Raw genomic sequence first — 19,574 nt, forward strand, 5'->3', positions numbered from 1 at the left:
CGTTTGATTTCTACAGAAATGAAGAAGAAATGGCCTAGGCCGTTTTAATTCAATATGTTAGTTGAAGATGTAGTAACACTTCTACTAGACTTAATTCCTTTACTGTATTCTTGTGGTTAAACCCGCTTTATGCATTAGGCAATCTCCCGATTTTATCGGGACCGTAGCTAAATTGCTTCAAATCAGAACGTAAACCCATTTAAACTCAATCACCATAGCGGTGCTATGCTAATTCCCTTTAATTGTCTGATTTATTGTATTTAAAAACTCATAACGATTCCCCAACGCATAAACCGGGTTAAAGCTAGTTCTAGGATATTTATAGAGCTTCTTGTGAAGACGATAATTTTATAGATGAGCCTACAAAAAGCAAGTTTTAAATCGTTTGAAAAAACGGCCTCCTCTGAGTATGTTTTGAAGTTTTGCTTGCCCAGATGTATAAGGCTTTCTGCTTGATAAAGAATTCTATGTAGAATGGAGGTATATGGCTAAAATAACTTGTCTAAATTCTAAAGTGCTCGAAATGCATTATGACTATCCTATTGGAAATAACAAAACTGTAAAAGAACAAGGAAAGCATTGGGAAGATGACTAAAAAATGACTCTAGTTAATTCAGAGATTGTGAGTTGATTCGCATAATCATTGAGCGGGATTTTCCAAAGATCTAACTTATACAGATACGGGTGTAATTAATGCTTCAAAAAATCATGCCCTACTACTTTCTAGATATTCCTGTGTAAATCGGATTTCTTATCGGCTCGAATTGCGGACGTATAAGATTTATTACATAAAGAGGCTATGGATTTGATTATTAGGAAATTGCATTTATTTCAAGGTGTGAATTATGTAAGTCATGTTAAGAATTGTATAACATATCCTGTTGACAGAAAGCTTAACTTCGTTCTATTGAAAATTATAATTTATAAACACATATTATGAAAAAAGTACTTATAACGCTGGACTATGATCCTACTTCACAGAAAGTTGCTAAATCTGGTTTTGATTTGGCAAAAACAATGCACGCTGAAATTGTGTTGCTCCACGTGATTTCAAAACCCCTTTTCTATTATACGCAATATTCTGGAATGTATCAGCAACTAGAGCTTAGGGATGACCTGAAGACATCAGCTCAACATTTTTTGGATAAAACGAAAAAAGATCTTGGAGCGGAAGGTATTGAAACACTTGTAATAGAAGGGGATACTGCTGAGCAAATATTACATGCTGCAAAAGACATAAAGGCAGACATTATTGTATTGGGCACCCATAGCCGTAAATGGTTGGAAAACATACTGATGGGAAGTGTTGCTGAAGAAGTGCTAAAAGACGCAAGTATTCCGCTATTCATTGTACCTACTAAAAAAACGGAAAAGTAAACCAGTGGCAAAAAGTAAAATGACCTTTTGCTATCATTTTATTTCAAAAGAGGCTGAATGAATCTGATAAATACAATCAAGTTTCAAAACATAGAATAACGAGCAAGTTAAACCCGCTTTATGCATTATAAAATCTCCCGATTTTATCAGGACCGTATCTAATCTGCAAGCTCAGGGTAAAACAAATCAGGCGTAAACGCACTTAAATTCAATCACCAGAACCCTTCGACAAAAAGCTCCTGGTAAACTGCTATGCTAATCTCGTTTAAATGCCTGATTTTTAAAACTCATTACGATTCTCCAAGGCATAAAGCGGGTTAAATTGATTGTAAAGAGCTAATCTGTGACTTTATCTCTACGGTCTCAAGCCCTTTTAGAAGCGTCTCTTATATTTCCCACGTTGATTTTTGTTTACAAAAGAAGTGTTGTCTTTATCTCTATATTAAGGTAATTTACTGTATATTAGTTTATTATGTATTTGTCATGTCGGCTTTGATAGTAAATTAGGTATTGATAGTCTGTAGTTTGATACCAATGTTGTAAAAGATTCTAAAGCAATTGATGAATAGATTCTACACCCAGTAAATCTTAATCAGAAAACAGTTCACTTTGGACTAGGCTTTGATGCGTAGCATAAGGCAATTTGCTAACACCTTAAACGCTAATCAGTAGATATTTACACCTCTATGCTCTGCATAAAATCAGAGGAATAATGTTTGCACTCATTGTCGACTCGGTTAATTGCAAGTTTGCAAACACCTTTTTTTAGTCGGAACAATCTTTTAAGCTTCTTAGTGGATGTGATAAAGCGAATAAGAAAACACACAAAAAACTTAAAAAAAAGTACAGTTAATATGAAAGCCTTACAAATAGTAAAATACGGCGACCTTAAAGATAGTTTAGCCTTTGGAGAAGTAGACCAGCCAAGCGTAAAACCAGATGATATTCTTGTAGAGGTAAAAGCAGCTTCTTTAAATCCTATTGATTATAAAATGGCAGAAGGTCACTTAAAAGATATGGTGCCTTTAAAGTTACCAAGTACTATCGGGTTTGATTTAAGTGGAGTGGTCATAGAAAAGGGTGAGAAGGTTACTGATTTCGAGATTGGTGATGAAGTTTATGCTAGAGTGCCACAAGAACAAATGGGTACGCTAACTAAATACGTAGCAGTATCCAGTGACAAGGTGGCTAAAAAGCCTGCTAATATTTCCTTTGAAGAAGCGGCTAGTTTACCATTAATAGGTCTTACCGCAATTCAGGCTTTAGAGAATGTTGGTATTAAAAAGGGCGATAGGGTTCTGATTCACGCTGGTTCAGGTGGGGTAGGGAGTTTTGCCATCCAGTTTGCCAAGGCTAAAGGAGCATTCGTCTACACGACCACAAGTGGGAAAAATGTTGACTGGGTCAGAGGTTTGGGTGCAGATCGTGTGATAGATTATAAAACGGAGGATTATAAAAAGATAGCGATTGATTTAGATATTGTTTTTGACACCTTAGGAAATAGCTACACATTCGAAGCCTTTGAAATAATAAAAGAAGGTGGAAAAGTAACAACCATAGTAGGCCCTCCTGATGAAGCAACCGCAGCAAATATGGGTCTGAGTGATTACAAATTACCCGAAGAATTGTCAAAGCTGATTAGTGAGAAAGCTGCTACTTATAAACTGACATGGATGCAACCGAACAGTAAGCAGTTAAACGAAATTTCGGATATGGTGGAAAGCGGAACGCTAAAGGCTGTAGTTGATAAAGTTTATTCTTTCGAAAACGGTATTGAGGCTTATCAATATCTAGCAACTGGACATGCAAAAGGGAAAATTATAATAAGGATTTCCTAAAATGTATCGAATTAAAATAATAACTGTCTAACTCAACAAAAATGAAAAAGCATGAATAGTTTAAAAAATGTATTAGTAGCGGGTGCCAATGGTAGCACAGGGAGATCTATTGTCAACCTATTGAAAAATTCAAAAACCTATCAGCCTATAGCCATGGTAAGAAAGCAAGACCAAAAAGACTATTTTGAAAATCAAGGCGTAAAGGCGGTTCTTGCTGATTTAGAGAAAGATTTGAATCACGCTGTAATAAATATAGATAAAGTGATTTTTGCTGCAGGCTCGAAAGGTAATAATGTTATAGCTGTAGATCAGGAGGGAGCAAAAAGTTTAACGGATGCTGCCAAGCAAGCCGGAGTGCAGAAGTTTGTGATGTTGAGCTCCATGGGAGCTGATAGCCCCGATGAAAGTCATAATCTGGAGGATTATTTCAGAGCCAAGCATAATGCAGATGCTCATTTAATCGCAAGTGGATTGAATTATAGTATTGTAAGGCCAGGTCAATTGACAAATGGAGATGGTTCTGGCAAAATCCAACTGAACGAAAAACTAGATACTCAAGGAAGTATTTCAAGAATAGATGTAGCTAAAACATTAGTGGAAGCCTTAGATAGTGATGTTGGACAAAATCAGGTTTTTGAAATTATAAGTGGGGATATTCCGATAGCAGAAGCCGTTCGTTCATGATGGAATATAGAAGGTCAATAAGCCCGCTTTAGCACAAAAAATAAATAAAAATATAAGCAAGCCATGTCACAAAATGTATCGGATAGAATAGTAGAAATGCTCGTAGAAGCAGGGGTTAAGAGAGTTTATGCCGTAACAGGCGATAGTCTTAATCCCGTTAATGATGCCGTAAGAAGGGACGGTAGACTCCAATGGATACATGTAAGGCATGAGGAGGCTGGGGCTTATGCTGCATCTATGGAAGCAGAGCTGAACGGCATAGGTTGTTGTATGGGAAGCAGCGGACCTGGGCATGTTCATTTAGTCAATGGGCTATATGATGCCAATAAATCTGGAAACCCAGTTATTGCGATAGCTTCCACCATCCATACTGAAAAAATGGGGCTGGAAAACTTTCAAGAAACAAAACCTGAACTGTTGTTTCAAGATTGCTCTAAGTACGTTTTTCAAGCCAACACGCCAAAGCAGGCTATTAATGGCATGCAAACTGCCATTCAGCATGCTATAAGCAAAAAAGGTGTGGCTGTTCTTGGGCTTCCGGGTGATGTAGCCGCTGCTGATTTAGAGTCTGTCCATTCAGCCAATTATAATTTTTATACGGAGCCAAGGATAACGCCAAGCAAAGAACATTTTCTAGAATTGGCCACCGTTATCAATTCTAATGAAAAAGTGATGCTTTTCTGCGGGCACGGCTGCCGTCACGCAGTGGATGAAGTTATGCAATTGGCAGGAATACTTAAATCGCCATTGGGCTATAGTTTTAGAGGAAAAATCTTCTTTGAACGTACCGGAAATCCTTATGCTGTAGGTTTAAATGGACTTTTGGGTAACAAATCCGGCTTTGAAGCCATGCACGAAGCAGATGTTTTGTTGATGTTGGGTACAGATTTTCCTTACAGTGAGTTCCTTCCCGAAAAATGCAAAATTATACAAATAGATATCAAACCTGAGCGGTTAGGACGTAGGGCTAAAGTAGATTTTGGCTACTGTGGTGATATTAAATCAACGCTGCAAGAGTTGCTGCCTATGGTCGAAACAAAAACGTCTACTGATTTTCTTGATAAAATGCGTTTGCTACATCAAGAAATTGAAACGATATATGATGGCTATGTGGAAGAAAAAGGAGCAGAAAAGCATATTCACCCCGAATATGTGGCTCATTTGGTGAATAAATTAGCGTCCGACGATGCCATATTTACAGTGGATACAGGGATGAGTGCGGTATGGGCGGCTCGTTATTTAAAAGCGGGTAGAAATCGTTACTTGACAGGTTCTTTCAATCATGGCTCTATGGCGAATGCCATGCCCATGGCCATTGGAGCGGGACTGTCGCATCCTAAACGTCAAGTGATAGCATTCTGTGGTGATGGTGGCATTTCCATGCTTTTGGGCGATTTGATGACTATCAGTCAATATGAAATTCCGGTTAAAATCATCATTTTCAATAATCGTTCTCTGGGTATGGTAAAACTAGAGATGAGGGTGGAAGGGTATGTGGACTGGCAAACTGATATGGTAAATCCTGATTTTGTGAAATTGGCAGAAGCCATGAACATTGCAGCATGGGAGGCGAAGGAGTCTAAAGATGTGGAAGCAGCCATCTCAAACGGATTTAAACATGACGGACCTGCCATCATCAATATTTTTACAGATCCAAATGCTCTTGCAATGCCTCCAACTTTGAATTTTGAACAGGTTAAAGGTTTTGCTAAATCCATGACCAAACTGATGGTTAATGGCAATTTTGCGGAAATAGTAGATACGACAAAGAGTGAATTGAAGTACTTACGGGAATTATTATAAAACAAGATTTGATGGCAGCGTTTTGATATCGCTGCCATCTTCATTCGAAGCTTTTTTGAGACGCCTAGCTTTATTTTAGAATCTGTATCACCGTTTTCATCTTTGCTTGAACTTCTGCGGCTAGTGTCGCTAAAGTTTCATTTTGTACACTACTCATAGAGGCCATGGGGTCTTTAGCTGAAACTTCAACTTGCCCATTCTCATGCTCTTCCACAATGACATTGCAAGGTAGAAAAAGTCCGATTTTATCTTCAGCTAATAATGCTCTGTGAGCAAAACCTGGATTGTATGCTCCTAAAATTTTATATTTCTTGGAATCTACATCAATCTTATTTTTTAAGGTCGCTTCTAGATCAATTTCGTTTAAGATACCAAAACCTTCCTATTTAAGTTCGGAGGTAACGCCCTCTACGGCTTCATCGAAATTTTTATTTTCTAAGACCTTACTAAAATAATAAGTCATAAATTTTATGTTTAACCCGGATTATACTTTGGGGAATCTTTATGTGTGTTAAAGTGCAATAAATGAGGCAATTAAAGGAAGCTAGCATAGCGTTTACCCTGAGCTAATTTCGTAGGGCTATAGTGATTGAGTTTAAATAGGTGTAGCCTGTGCTGAGCTTGACCAAGTATACTGATTTGAAGCAATTTAGCTTCAGTCCCGATAAAATCGGGAGATTGCCTAATGCTTAAAGCGGGTTTAATATTCATTGTTATTATTTTCCCAAATTAAAGAGGCGGCACCAGCAATGGCTGCTGTTCTACTTTCCATGCCAGAATGTAATAGTTTTACTTTTCCTTTATAAACCTGTAATAGATGCTCTTCAAATGAGATGCGTAAAGGATCCATTATCCATTTACCGCTATTAACAAGTCCACCCAATAGAAAGATTGCCTCTGGTTGGGAAAAGGCTGTGAAATTTGCCAGGGCCAAACCTAAGATTTTTGCAGTATAATCGAATGATTTTAAGGCTATTGGGTCACCCTCTTCGGCCGCTTGGGTGATGTCTTCACCATGTAAATCGTTGTAAGCAATAGACCTAAACCTACTTTCGTCCATGTATTTACTTTGCATATACATGATAGTGCGTTTTAAGCCAGTAGCAGAAACATAAGCTTCCAGTCCTCCTTTAACCCCCAATCCTGTAACCCTTCCATCGCCAAGTGTCATATCAATATGCCCTAACTCTCCAGCAAAACCATCAAAGCCATCTATTAATTTACCATTGGCCACTATGCCGGAGCCAAAACCTGTGCCGAGTGTAATAACAATAAAATCAGTCATGCCTTTGGCATTTCCAAAGAGCATTTCTCCCAATGCGGCCACACTAGCGTCGTTCATTATTTTCATAGGCATGGGCATGCGTTCATTTAATTTTTCAAGAATGGGAACGGTGCCTTTCCATAATAAGTTGGAAGCATTTTCTATAGTACCGTGTTTGCTAGATGCATTAGGTGCACCTATGCCACAACCCAAGATATTCGGATCATTCAATTTAGATTTCAGCTCTTCTATTGTGGCGACCATTTTATCCAAATAGTCATCAATGTCTGGATATTCTTTCGTTCTGAAAAAGGTATTTTCTAAACATTCTCCTTCTTTGTTGACAAGGCCAATTTTTGTTTTAGTACCTCCAATGTCTATTCCGATAACTAAGTTCATGCTGTTGTAATTATGTCTTCTAAATTAAAGCCTTCCTTTTTAGATGATAAAAGTTAGCCTTTTTTTAACAAAAAATAGAATCATTAATGTAGAATCAGCATTTGTGACATGGGATGTACGCTCAATTTTGAAAACGCTGAAATAGGGGAAATCAAATGGAGGTATATTATGAGCTATTTGCTCTCAAACTGGAGTGGATTAAGTGTTTTTTTAGTGATTGGTGAGATTGTAATCGAGAAGCTTTGCATTAGAAGAATGAGAAAACTTTACCACTATCTGGGAATATTTCAATAAAGCCAATTAAAAAACATATTTAATTTAGTTTATATATTGCGGATGATAGTTTAGATGAAAGTCAATTAATACCTTGAAAGAAATAATAGATAAATACAAGTTAGACTCAGATTTGACACTCTGGTTAGAGATGATAAATGGTAGTGAATCTGCCTTTTCTGAGCTATTTGAGTTATATAATAAGACCTTGGTGAATTATGTGTTCTCTTTTGTCAAGGATAAATCTATGGCACAGGATTGTGTTCAAGATGTGTTTATGGATGTATGGATTTACCGTAAGAAACTCCAAAGTACTGTGCTCGTGAAACCGTATCTTTTGAGTGCAGCCCGCAAAAGATTAGCACGAAAACTAGAGCGAGACCACATTTTCTTTAAAAGTACCAATACCGACAATATTGAGTTTGCTTTAGACTTTACTATCGAATACAAGATAATTGCCGATGAGCAACAGCTAGCTCAGGCTATGAAATTAAATAAAATCTTAAATAACCTGCCAGCTCGGCAAAAAGAGGCTATTTATCTTAGGTATTTCCAGGGCCTCAATCCGCAACAAATTTCTGAAATACTTGAAGTTAATTATCAATCAGTAAATAATCTGATTCACAGGGCAGTACAACATATCAAAAGCCAATGGGGAACTGATGTTTCCCTCTTACTGGTTTTGCTTTCGAGTAATATTTAATTATTTTCTAGAAATATTTACAAAAAAGTGAGTATTAACTCAATTGTCTGTCCTTTATGTATTTGAAAGGAATAGATAAATTGAATGCAGAGAAGAGATAAATATAATAAAATTGAAGACTTTTTAGAAGATGCTTCTTTCAGGCGTTGGATATTAAATCAGGAGGATATTCACCATTGGGAAGAATGGACCTTAGATAGTCCTAAGAGAGGTAAACTCGTGGAAGAGGCACGTCTTTTTTTAATTGCTTTAGGCGTAGATGAGCTTGAAGTAAGCCATGAAGAAATACAAGCATCCTTGGTAGAAGCTAGAAACAAGATACTATTACATGAAATAAATGCTCAAAAAATAAATGTATTTTGGACTAAGGGCTGGTTTAGGGCAGCAGCTGTGTTATTAATTTCATTTTCCCTATATTTCTACTACCAAGCCCATCAAGATAGCAGTTTAGCTATAAGCTATGAAAAGTTAGTTGAAAAAGACCATGAAGGCTTGATCGAGCAAACCAATAATAGCTCTAAACCCCAAGTAGTTTCCTTGTCTGATGGAAGTTCAGTTTTGCTTCAACCTAAAAGTAAGGTCAGCTACCCGAAAAAATTTAGAGAGAACGTTAGGGAAGTTTTTCTAAGTGGGGAGGCTTTTTTTGAAATCAAGAAAAATCCTTCAAAACCTTTTCTCGTATACGCCAATGAGGTAGTAACAAAGGTGCTAGGAACCAGCTTCCGTGTGAAGGCTTATGAGAATGACACGAATGTCGAGATATTGGTTAAAACCGGAAAAGTCAATGTAAGTCAAAACGAAACAATAGCTAGGAAATCAATTCTTCCCATAGATTTATTTCCAAACGAAAGTATCGTTTTTAATAGAAAGAAAGTGGCGTTCGAAAAGATTCAAACCTTAGATTTAAAAACTAGACCGGTTGAAAAGGAGTTAGAGAAAATTGAGGATATAAGCTTTGAATTTGAGGATATGCCAGTATCTCAGATTTTAAAAACGATAGAAAAAGCCTATTCCGTTGAAATTGAGTACCCCGAAAATACGCTAAGAAATTGCTACTTAACCAGCTCCTTAAGCGACCAGCCCTTAACAGAGAAGCTCAGTATCATTTGTGAAAGTTTAGGAAATAATACACGATACGAATTTAATAATAATGAAATAATTATAAAGTCTAATGGCTGTAATTAAAATGAATATGCCTATGTAAAAAAAAGCGTCGCATGTGCGACGCCCCTTTGAGCTATAATCCATTGCACTGGATTGTAACTATTTAGCCTTAAGTAAAACCAGTAAAAGTATTTACCAAAACCAATCAAAAGTATGAATATTACCTTTATTAATCAACGATTAATCTTTCGGATCGTGAAATCAACCTTATTACAATTATTTCTAACATTACTCTTTACCAGCTCTACATGGGCGACCAATGTAAAGGGGCAAGATATGTTGGACAGAAAAGTAACAATTAGCTTGAATCAGACAACGCTCATTGATGCTTTACAGGAAATTGAGAAAAAAACCAGTGTTAAATTTTCTTATAATTCGAGAATGACCGAATTGAATGAAAAAATAAATCTCACTGCTGAAGATGAGGTGCTTTCCTCCGTACTTACCAAAACACTAAAACCGCTGGGCGTATCTTTTATATTGATTAGTAACCGCATTGTATTGCGAAAGGTGTCAAAAGGGCAATCCAGTTTAAATGAGACCTTCGGTGGAATGAACTATATGCTTCCTGAGAGAATTTTACAAACCATTACTGGGATTGTAAAAGACGATAATGGAGAGGTTTTGCCAGGAGTAAGTATAACGTTAAAAGGAACAACCAGAGGAACAACCACTAATGTTGATGGAAGTTATACCATAACGGTACCTGACGAAAGCACTATTCTTGTTTTTAGCTTTGTAGGTTTTTTGTCCCAAGAGATTGCTGCCGGTAATCGATCACTAATAAGTGTGAGTCTTAAATATGATTCGCAATCTCTTGATGAAGTGGTGGTAGTGGGGTATGGTACTGCTAAAAAGAAAGATTTAACTGGTGCAGTATCCAGCGTGAATATTGAAGATACAAGACTACAACCCAATACCAATGCTTCCCAGATTTTGAGAGGTACAACAGCCGGTGTACAAGTAATAGACAATGGAAGACCGGGGCAAGCTGGAAGCATAAGAATTAGAGGTATCAACTCTATTTCTGCAAGTACGGATCCTTTAATAGTTTTAGATGGGATAATTTATGCGGGCGGAAGTTTAGCAGATATAAACCCTAATGACATTGAATCCATTGATGTCTTAAAAGATGCTAGTTCTACGGCTGTTTATGGCTCATTGGCTGCCAATGGTGTTATTGAGATTACGACTAAGAAAGGTAAAACTGGCAAACCTAAATTCTCATTAAATACCTATATGGGTGCATCAGATTACGCCTATTTGCCAAATTATTTGAATGCGGAACAGTATTTGGCAGCACGTAAAGATGCTGAAATTGCGGAAGGTGGATCCGTACCATTTTCAGTACTTGAATTGGCAAATATAGCAGCAGGAAGAAGCATCAATCCTTTTGATGAAATCAAACAAGCGGCACCTATGTCAAACTATCAATTGAGTGTGTCTGGAAAAACAGATAAAGCCAATTATTTTTTCTCAGGAGCTTATACGGGTTCAAAATCACCTGTGAAAGGAGATAACTTCTCTCGATTATCAAGTAGACTAAACTTGGGTGTACAAGCTACGGATTGGCTAAAAATTGGTATTAATTCAGGTTTTTCTTCCATAGATAATTCAGGGGTAAGAGCTTCTTTAGAAAGTGCCTCATACCTCGGGCCATATGCAAGTTTATTTTTAGAAGATGGTGTATCACCGAACCCACTTCCTCAAAATGTGGGTCTGGTGCAGAATCCCATTCTGGGAACACTTTTAAATGATAATAAATCTATCAAAAACATTTTGTTTTCTAATGCGTACGCCGATGTAAGTATTTGGAAAGGTTTATCTTATAAAATGAATGTGGGCTATACGCGAACGGATTCGAAAAACTTTGGATTTAGTCCATCATATGTACCCTTGAATAGACTGGGTTCGGGTTCAAAACAACATGGAGAAAGTCAAAATTTGACTTTTGAGAATATCGTAAATTACAAGCAAAAAGTAGCTGAAAATCATAGTCTTGATTTGACTTTATTGTACGGAGTCTACGAGCTAACTAGCCAGTCCTCATTTTTGTCGAGCCGAAATATTTTTAATGATGCTTTAGGGTATAATGCATTGGAAATCGGAGAAGGGTTTGTTATTGACGCAAGTGCTTCACAAAATAGGCAGATTTCAAATATGGCTAGGCTTGGGTATAATATAGCAAGCAAGTATTTTTTCACCTTAAGCATGCGTAGAGATGGATATTCAGCATTCGGTGAGGGAGAGAAATATGGCATATTCCCTGCTGCTGCTTTCAGTTGGAATATCAGTGAAGAACCGTTTTTCGAAAACATCAGTCAAGTTGATTTCCTGAAACTTCGGGCTTCATGGGGTAGAAATGGAAATAGGGGTGTGAGTGAATACTCTTCTTTAAGTCAAGTTGGCCAAAATAACTATGTTTTTGGCGATGGTTCACCTGCCTCTATTGGTTTAAGTACAACTACACTAGCTAATCCAAATCTTGGATGGGAAACTACCGAAAGTTTTAACATTGGAACTGATATACAAGCTTTTTCAGAACGAATTAATGCCTCTATTAACTTTTATTCATCGAATACATTTGATCTACTTCTTAATCAGACCATACCTAATACCAACGGTTTTGAGAATTTTTTAAGAAACATAGGTGAAACTAAAAATACAGGTTTTGAATTTGATTTAAGAACGCTGAATCTTCAAAGAGGCAACTTCACTTGGAATACCAATTTAGCTTTTTCAATGAATCGAAATAAGATTCTGAAATTGACAGGAAGAGACATTGATTTAGATGGGATTGAGGATGATGATATTGCCAGTGGATGGTTCATTGGCTATCCTTTAGGTTCTAACTTTGACTACGTATTTGATGGGATTTTTCAAGAAGGAGACGATCTTGGTTTAATCCGTGGAGCTCAAATTGGTGATATTAAATTTAAAGACATCAGTGGGCCTAACGGTGAGCCAGATGGTAATATTACACCGCTAGACAGAATGGTAATTAGTGATAACCAGGCTAAATTTAATATGGGTATCACCAATATATTTAGTTACAAAAACTTTAGTCTTTCTGTAGCATTAAATATTAGAGAAGGTGGACAGAGTTCTAATTCACTTATTAATCCAGGGTCTAACTTTTTCGACCTAGCTAATTTCTTAAACACACCCTATTGGACTGCTTCAAATCCAATAGATACGAATCCAAGAATAAATTACCGTAATCCTCTTGGATATGGTTTTTATCAAGACCGAAGCTTTGTGAGATTACAAGATGTGTCTTTTTCATATAATGTGCCTGAAAGATGGACAAAAATGCTTCATGTTTCTGGTTTGCAAGTGTATGCGAGTGGTAAAAACCTACACACTTGGACAAATTGGGAAGGTTGGGATCCTGAGTTTGGAGGTGGAAGTAGAAATCCTTATGACAACGGTCCCTTATTGAAAACCTTCGTAGGAGGTATTAATGTCTCATTTTAAAAAAGAAGAAACATGAAAAATATACTTAATAGATTAACGATTTTTATACTTTGTTTACTTTTTACAACAGCCTGTGAAGACGACTTCCTGAAAGAAGTTCCCTTAGACAGATTCAGCCCTGAGAACTTATTGACCAATGAAGCCGGATTTGATGCGGCTGTGGTGGCACTTTACGAAGGAGCCAGAAAGGAACATATTATCGCTTCCAATAATTTTGAATACATGACTCTTGGTACAGATCAAACGCAGTGGGGTCGTAATGATTCAAGAGGGAATAAAGATTATAGTTTGCTTAACTCAAATTTGAGTGCCGCTATTATCTATTGGGATTGGGCTTACAAACAGATGATTGTACGATCCAATTTAATTCTTGAAAATATAGACAATCCAGATTTAGTTATTTCGGACGAGGCTAGAGAAAACATTAAAGGTCAAGCCTTATTTTTCAGAGCTTATACCTATAATTTCTTAGCGAACATTTATGGTGGTGTACCTATAGTAGAAGACAGAATCACTGAGCCTAAATTTGACTTTGTGCGTAATTCAAGAGCAGAGGTTCTTAGCTTTTCAGCTAAAGATTTAGAAGCGGCCGTATCACTGTTACCAACTGCGGTGAACGATGGCAGAATACCACGAGCCGCCGCTTTTCACTTATTAAGTGAAGTTTATATTTCATTGGGAATGGAAACAAATGATGCCACTATGTATGATAAATCCATTAGTGCAGCAAGCAAGGTTATTAACAAAGAGGCGGGTGATTATGAAATCATGACCCATCGTTTTGGAGCAGCTGCTACCAGACCTGGTGATGTGTTCTCTGATGTATTTGCTGATGGACAGATTAATAGATCATCTGGTAATAAAGAAGTGCTTTGGGCTTGGCAGTTTGAGGCTACTACATTGGGCGGAGGATTCTCGGCTTCTACTGCAAATAATAGCATACGCTATTGGTCACCTGAATATGGTAGAATTCAAACTCCTAATGATATTTTAAATATAGACGTTGATAGTTTGGGAAGAGGAATAGGCGTGAATTCTCCAACTAATTATGCCAAGTATGAAGTATGGGCCTTAGATCCTGAAGATATGAGAAACTCTCACTTTAATATTAGACGTACCTTTTACTATAATAATCCCGCAGATACGGAATACTTCGGTAAGCCTGTTTTAACTAAAGTTGGAGCGAATGGAAATTTATTTGTTACTACAAACGATGGAACATTGACCACTAATACGCTGGATACATTAAGGCAATATTACCCTTATTTTAGAAAGATTGAAGGACCTTCAATGAATGGAGATATACTTTCTGGGAATACATCAAAAGACTTTAGCAGAATGAGGGTGGCAGAAACCTATTTACTACGTGCCGAAGCTTATTTCAGAAAAGGTGATTTAGCTAATGCTGCCAAAGATATCAATGTGGTAAGAGCGAGAGCCCATGCTTCACAAATAAGTAGTTCAGATGTTACCGAGGACTTCATTTTAGATGAACGTACACGTGAATTGATTGTGGAAGAGCCACGCCTACGCACGCTAATCCGTATGGGAAGGTTGGTAGATAGGGTTAGGAAGTATAATTCGGCTCCTTCAGTACCCAATGGCCCGTCTTCAGGCGAAACCATTCGGGATTTTAACAGGTTTTGGCCAATTCCTCAAAAGGTAATTGATGCCAATACAGGAGCGGCTTTAGAACAAAATCCAGGTTATTAAAAGCTTATGAAGTTTATTGGACAATATCTTCATATACATCAAGTGTATGATAGATAATCAATGTCTGATAAACTTCATGAAAACAATACAATAATATGCAAACACGTAGAGACTTTATAATACAGACACCTGCAATCGTCGGATTAATATTAGGGATTCAGGGCTGTGATTTTAGTAACAGTAAGTCAAAAAAAAGAATATTGCTTCGTTCGTCATGGCAAACTGTGAACATTGGTGATATTGGACATACGCCTGGAGTATTGGCTTTGCTGGAAAAATACCTCCCAGAAGTAGAAGTGAGACTATGGGCAAGTGATGTAGGTAATGGTGTAAGAGAAATGCTTTTAAATCGTTTTCCTGGATTGGAAATATTTACCCGAGAGGATGAAGTTTCGCTGGAAAGAGCTTTTAAAGAGTGTGATTTCTTCTTGCATGGATCTGGCCCTTATTTGGTGGTCGCTAGCGATGTGGAAGATTGGGCTGAAAAAACGGGGAAACCTTACGGTGTATTCGGCATTACTTATAATGAAGTAAACATGTCTCCAAAAGTAAATGCTCTGCTTACTAATGCAGAATTTGTCTTGTTTAGGGACTCGTTTTCTTTAGGATATGCTAAGGAAATTGGAGTGAATTCTAAAGTGATGTCTTTTGGCCCAGATGGTGCCTTTGCTGCTGATGTTAAAAATGATGATGCCGCTAATGCCTTTTTGTCAAGTCATGGCTTAGAAAAAGGTAGGTTTATGTGTGTGATTCCTAAATATAGATATACACCATATTGGTTAATTCCATCTAAAAACAGAGCCCTTGATGAGGAAAGAGATGCCGTAAACCAAGCAAATAAGGAGCACGACCATCTGCAATTAAGAAAGGCCATAATAGCCTTAGTGGAGCAAACGGAAATGAAAGTTTTGATAGTTCCTGAAGACGAAACTCAAGTGGCTATAGGAAAAGAAATGCTTTACGATCCCCTTCCTGAAAACATAAAACAGAATGTAGTCTGGCGTGATAAATATTGGCTAACGGATGAAGCCTTGAGTACTTACGCACAATCTGCTGGAATATTTGGAAATGAGCAGCACTCACCCATCATGTGCATTGGAATGGGAATTCCGGCTATAGTGTGTAGGTGGGAGCAGCAAACAAGCAAAGGAATGATGTGGCGAGATATAGGTTTGGGTGATTGGCTTTTTGACATGGATAATGAGGATGAAGTTGCTGGAATTGTATCCGCGGTTTTAGCTATTGCTCAAAATAATGAAAATGCGAAATCCAAAGCCTTGAAGGCTAAGATGGTAGTAGAAAGTTATCAAAAGGAAAACTTAAAACTCTTAGCGTCTGAAATAGAAAAGCTGTCATAAGATAATACGCCTGCCTGTACAGGTGCGTAATTGGAGCAAAAATCAGCGTATTTAAATTCAAAAAAAATATCTAAAAGAGGTTAACATTATGGTTAACCTTCTTTTCAAATCTATATTATTCACATGCAAAATCGGAGAGAATTTCTTAAGCAAAGCAGCCTTTTTTCCACTACAGCTTTGTTTGCACCTTTTATTGTAAATGCCACAGGGAAAGATAATCCAACCATTTTACTTGTGTCGGGTTGGCAAGATGTAAACATTGGCGATATCGCACATACACCAGGACTATTACATATTTTGGAAAAGTTTATTCCTAAAGCAAACGTTATTTTATGGAAACGGAGCAGTAGTGAAGAAGTAAAAGAATTGCTTCATAGAAACTTCCCCAAAGTCAAAATTCTTTATGGTGCAGTCAATAAAGACAAAGAATTAGATAATCCAGAACTCGAAGAAGCTTTTCAGACAGCAGACTTTATGCTACACGGTTCAGGGCCTGGCCTAGTAGGAGCCGACAATCTGGCAAGTTGGATAAAATATTCTAATAAACCATTTGGCGTATTTGGAACAACCCTTGAAAATCCAAGCGAATACCAACAAGGTATTTTGAAAAAAGCCTCTTTTATTTATACCAGAGAAACCAAGTCGATTGAGCATTTGAAAAAACTCGGTATTACAGGAAAGCACATAAAGTTTGCTCCAGATGCTACCTTTTTTATTCATATCCGAAATGATGAAAGAGGAAACGCCTTTTTGAAGTCCAACGGATTAGAAGATAAGAAATTTATTTGTGCTATTCCACGCTTACGCTATACGCCTTACCATAAATTCACTAAACATAATACATGGGACGAAGCGAAAATAAAGAAAGTGGAAGAAACCAACGAGAAGTATAAAGAAGAAGATCATGCGAAACTCCGTGAGGCTCTGATTGCTTGGGTTAGGGAAACAGGGAATAAAGTTTTGATTTGTCCTGAAATGACTTATCAGGTGGATATCATGGACGAATTGCTGATAGATCCCTTACCTGATGATGTGAAACCATTTGTTGTAAAACGTGGCTATTGGTTGCCAGACGAAGCGGCTTCCATTTATGCCAAAGCTCTTGCGGTGTTGAGCTTTGAATGTCATTCACCCATTATTTCCGCAGCCAATGGAACACCTTTCTTTTACCTTCGCCAACCCGAAGACACCATAAAAGGGCAGATGTACTATGACTTAGGTTTTGATGATTGGGTATTTGAAATAGAGCAAACTGAAGGGGAACAAATTGCCAGTCGCCTAAGAGAGGTTTGGGAAGGTTATCCCAAAGCTAATTCTAAATTAAAAAGAGGTATGTTTAAAGTGCATAATATTTATAAAGAAGGAGCCGAAACCATAAAAAATATCCTTCGGGAAAAGTAAAAACTGGATATCTCTTTATATTGCAATTGATGAAAAAAACAGTTCAACATGTCGCTTATTCAAAATCACAAAAGAAATTACTTTAAGATAAGCAGGTATTTCAGAATGTACTCTTTTAAAACCAAAGCCTTTAAATCTTCATTTTCCATTTTACATACTTAAAATTCCAATGATTAGTTTCTTATTATCTATCGCCATTCTAGTTCTGGGCTATTTTGTTTACGGAAATATCTTGGAAAGAATTTTTGGAGTGAATGAACACAGTGAAACTCCTGCCAATAGGCTCGCCGATGGAGTGGACTTTGTGGTGTTACCGAACTGGAAAGTATTTTTGATTCAGTTTTTGAACATAGCCGGGTTAGGACCCATTTTTGGAGCTATTGCGGGAGCTATGTTTGGTCCGGTAGCGTTTTTATGGATTGTTTTCGGAAGTATCTTTGCAGGGGCTGTGCATGACTATTTTTCAGGGATGTTATCTCTACGGCATGAGGGTAAAAGTATAAGTGAGGTCGTCGGAATTTATTTGGGGAGAAATACCCAGCAGCTCATGAGAGTTTTCACTGTTTTGTTATTAATATTTGTTGGGACTGTGTTTTTGGTTGGTCCTGCAAAAATACTAGACGGCATGACAGATGGCTTTTTGTCTGTTTGGGGTTGGGTTACTATTATTTTGGTTTATTATTTCTTATCTACATTACTCCCTATAGATAAGGTGATTAGCAAAGTTTATCCCGTTTTTGGTGTAGCTATGCTCTTAATGGCGGTAGGCTTGTTGGGTGTGTTGCTCTTTGGGGATTATCATATTCCGGAGTTAACTTACAACAATCTTAGAAATATGAGCACTTCACCAGAGAAGACACCAATATTTCCGATCCTTTTTGTGACCATTGCCTGTGGAGCAATTTCCGGATTTCATTCCACGCAGTCACCACTTATGGCACGATGCATGGGCAATGAAAAATCAGGTAAAGTAATTTTTGCAGGAACCATGATAACAGAGGGGATAGTTGCTTTAATTTGGGCTGCTGTTTCTATGACATATTTTGGCTCTGTAGAAGAATTGAATGGAGCGATGGCTTTAAATGGTAACAATGCTGCTTGGGCTGCAAACGAAATTTCTTTAAAGATGCTTGGCCCTGTTGGTGGAATTTTAGCATTGTTTGGCATTGTTGCAGCTCCTATAACATCAGGAGATACCGCCTTTCGTTCTGCAAGGCTCATCATTGCAGATACGTTTAATGTTTCTCAAATCAAGTTCTCAAAAAGGCTTCTATTAAGCCTTCCACTGTTTGCTATTGCCATTGCACTTACTCAAATTGAGTTCGGAATTATTTGGAGGTATTTCGCTTGGAGTAATCAGACTTTGGCAACCATCGTTTTGTGGACAATCTGTATTTACCTCATCAAAAGTTCCAAGAACTATTGGGTCGCTTTAATTCCCGCAATATTTATGACAGCGGTGTGTTCCACTTATATCTTAATTGCTCCTGAGGGTTTTGGGCTAAATGCTACATTGGCCTATCCCATAGCTGCATTTTTTACGCTCATTGTATTGGCGTGGTTTATAGTTACGGGCAAGAAAATTAGCAAAGCCAATCATGAGAATATTAAATAAATATTCATTAGGAGAAGCCCCTTTAAAATGTTTAAAAGACTTTTCTGAAAAGATATGTTAGATAATTATTTGTTAGAAGACTATCAGCATTTTTGGCAGAAAAGTGGTGACAACGCTATAAAACAATGATTACTATAAATCATTGAATAGGAGAGTTCCTCAGTAGCTAGCTCAACGAAGGAAAGATTATTTGTTAGTGTTAAACTCTATTTAAAAAAGGGAAGGATTTAGAATTGCGGAGGCTGAAACCTTCTCTAATGCTAACTAAAAATATAATATATTTTGTTCGAAAACTCTTAATTTAACAGCATAACTACCTCTATTATTTCTTGAATTTTGGTGTAAACTTTCTTGTGGTCATAATACTGTCAAAATTTAGATGAAAAACTATCTTAACTCACTGTCCAGATTTTAGGAAACCATCAAATGTTTTCTACTCTAAAAGTTTATAGTCAAGCTTTTGTTGCTGAAATTTTGTAATACATCTTCGAATTATATAACGGCA

Annotated in this window: 13 protein-coding genes; 11 read left to right on the forward strand and 2 right to left on the reverse strand. The window is 37.2% G+C overall.

The features are described from left to right. The first annotated feature begins 936 nt into the window (after window positions 1-936). From ACSBFT_RS04005 to ACSBFT_RS04020, 4 genes are all read left to right on the forward strand, one after another. Complete coding sequence (locus tag ACSBFT_RS04005) at window positions 937-1,377, forward strand: universal stress protein (protein ID WP_489603625.1); 441 nt, start codon at window positions 937-939, stop codon at window positions 1,375-1,377. 854 nt (window positions 1,378-2,231) lie between these two features. Continuing rightward, window positions 2,232-3,215 (forward strand): NADP-dependent oxidoreductase, encoded by a 984-nt coding sequence (locus ACSBFT_RS04010; RefSeq protein WP_489603627.1) that lies wholly within the window; start codon window positions 2,232-2,234, stop codon window positions 3,213-3,215. A 51-nt stretch (window positions 3,216-3,266) separates the two neighbouring features. Next, a complete protein-coding gene (locus ACSBFT_RS04015) occupies window positions 3,267-3,899 on the forward strand; it encodes an SDR family oxidoreductase (protein ID WP_463045608.1) in 633 nt (210 codons plus the stop codon). A gap of 63 nt (window positions 3,900-3,962) precedes the next feature. Further along, on the forward strand, window positions 3,963-5,702 hold the full coding sequence (locus ACSBFT_RS04020) for a thiamine pyrophosphate-dependent enzyme (RefSeq protein WP_489603629.1): 1,740 nt from the start codon (window positions 3,963-3,965) through the stop codon (window positions 5,700-5,702). Window positions 5,703-5,772: 70 nt separating this feature from the next. Here ACSBFT_RS04020 and ACSBFT_RS04025 read toward each other — a convergent pair whose 3' ends face one another. Beyond that, window positions 5,773-6,072: a DUF302 domain-containing protein gene (locus tag ACSBFT_RS04025; protein ID WP_489604863.1), complete on the reverse strand. Its 300-nt coding sequence runs from the start codon at window positions 6,070-6,072 to the stop codon at window positions 5,773-5,775. Window positions 6,073-6,402: 330 nt separating this feature from the next. Then, entirely contained in the window at window positions 6,403-7,365 is a 963-nt protein-coding gene (locus ACSBFT_RS04030; RefSeq protein ID WP_489603631.1) for an ROK family protein, read from the reverse strand. Between the two features lie 367 nt (window positions 7,366-7,732). Here ACSBFT_RS04030 and ACSBFT_RS04035 point away from each other — a divergent pair, with 367 nt between their 5' ends. The 7 genes from ACSBFT_RS04035 to ACSBFT_RS04065 all read left to right on the forward strand — a co-directional run bounded on the left by ACSBFT_RS04035 (window position 7,733) and on the right by ACSBFT_RS04065 (window position 19,069). After that, window positions 7,733-8,341 carry an RNA polymerase sigma factor gene (locus tag ACSBFT_RS04035; protein WP_489603632.1) on the forward strand — a complete coding sequence of 203 codons (609 nt, stop codon included), beginning with the start codon at window positions 7,733-7,735 and terminating at the stop codon, window positions 8,339-8,341. Between the two features lie 84 nt (window positions 8,342-8,425). Then, the gene (locus ACSBFT_RS04040; protein WP_489603633.1) at window positions 8,426-9,526 is read left to right on the forward strand and encodes a FecR family protein; all 1,101 of its coding nucleotides are present in this window, start codon (window positions 8,426-8,428) and stop codon (window positions 9,524-9,526) included. A 174-nt stretch (window positions 9,527-9,700) separates the two neighbouring features. After that, a complete protein-coding gene (locus ACSBFT_RS04045; RefSeq protein ID WP_489603634.1) occupies window positions 9,701-12,982 on the forward strand; it encodes a SusC/RagA family TonB-linked outer membrane protein in 3,282 nt (1,093 codons plus the stop codon). A gap of 12 nt (window positions 12,983-12,994) precedes the next feature. After that, window positions 12,995-14,695, forward strand: a complete 1,701-nt coding sequence (locus ACSBFT_RS04050) for a RagB/SusD family nutrient uptake outer membrane protein (protein ID WP_489603635.1) — start codon at window positions 12,995-12,997, stop codon at window positions 14,693-14,695. 95 nt (window positions 14,696-14,790) lie between these two features. Beyond that, window positions 14,791-16,053, forward strand: a complete 1,263-nt coding sequence (locus tag ACSBFT_RS04055; protein ID WP_489603636.1) for a polysaccharide pyruvyl transferase family protein — start codon at window positions 14,791-14,793, stop codon at window positions 16,051-16,053. Window positions 16,054-16,176: 123 nt separating this feature from the next. Then, the gene (locus ACSBFT_RS04060) at window positions 16,177-17,454 is read left to right on the forward strand and encodes a polysaccharide pyruvyl transferase family protein (RefSeq protein ID WP_489603637.1); all 1,278 of its coding nucleotides are present in this window, start codon (window positions 16,177-16,179) and stop codon (window positions 17,452-17,454) included. A gap of 169 nt (window positions 17,455-17,623) precedes the next feature. Next, window positions 17,624-19,069: a carbon starvation CstA family protein gene (locus tag ACSBFT_RS04065; RefSeq protein ID WP_489603638.1), complete on the forward strand. Its 1,446-nt coding sequence runs from the start codon at window positions 17,624-17,626 to the stop codon at window positions 19,067-19,069. Window positions 19,070-19,574: the final 505 nt, after the last annotated feature.

The organism is Arcticibacterium sp. SM2516 (genome assembly GCF_057914865.1).

Excerpts from the sequence above, each read along its gene's own strand:
- ACSBFT_RS04010 (WP_489603627.1), top strand. The coding sequence starts at position 2,232 with ATGAAAGCCTTACAAATAGTAAAATACGGCGACCTTAAAGATAGTTTA.
- ACSBFT_RS04020 (WP_489603629.1), top strand. The coding sequence starts at position 3,963 with ATGTCACAAAATGTATCGGATAGAATAGTAGAAATGCTCGTAGAAGCA.
- ACSBFT_RS04060 (WP_489603637.1), top strand. The coding sequence starts at position 16,177 with ATGCAAAATCGGAGAGAATTTCTTAAGCAAAGCAGCCTTTTTTCCACT.
- ACSBFT_RS04040 (WP_489603633.1), top strand. The coding sequence starts at position 8,426 with ATGCAGAGAAGAGATAAATATAATAAAATTGAAGACTTTTTAGAAGAT.
- ACSBFT_RS04055 (WP_489603636.1), top strand. The coding sequence starts at position 14,791 with ATGCAAACACGTAGAGACTTTATAATACAGACACCTGCAATCGTCGGA.
- ACSBFT_RS04050 (WP_489603635.1), top strand. The coding sequence starts at position 12,995 with ATGAAAAATATACTTAATAGATTAACGATTTTTATACTTTGTTTACTT.
- ACSBFT_RS04015 (WP_463045608.1), top strand. The coding sequence starts at position 3,267 with ATGAATAGTTTAAAAAATGTATTAGTAGCGGGTGCCAATGGTAGCACA.
- ACSBFT_RS04005 (WP_489603625.1), top strand. The coding sequence starts at position 937 with ATGAAAAAAGTACTTATAACGCTGGACTATGATCCTACTTCACAGAAA.
- ACSBFT_RS04065 (WP_489603638.1), top strand. The coding sequence starts at position 17,624 with ATGATTAGTTTCTTATTATCTATCGCCATTCTAGTTCTGGGCTATTTT.
- ACSBFT_RS04030 (WP_489603631.1), bottom strand. The coding sequence starts at position 7,365 with ATGAACTTAGTTATCGGAATAGACATTGGAGGTACTAAAACAAAAATT.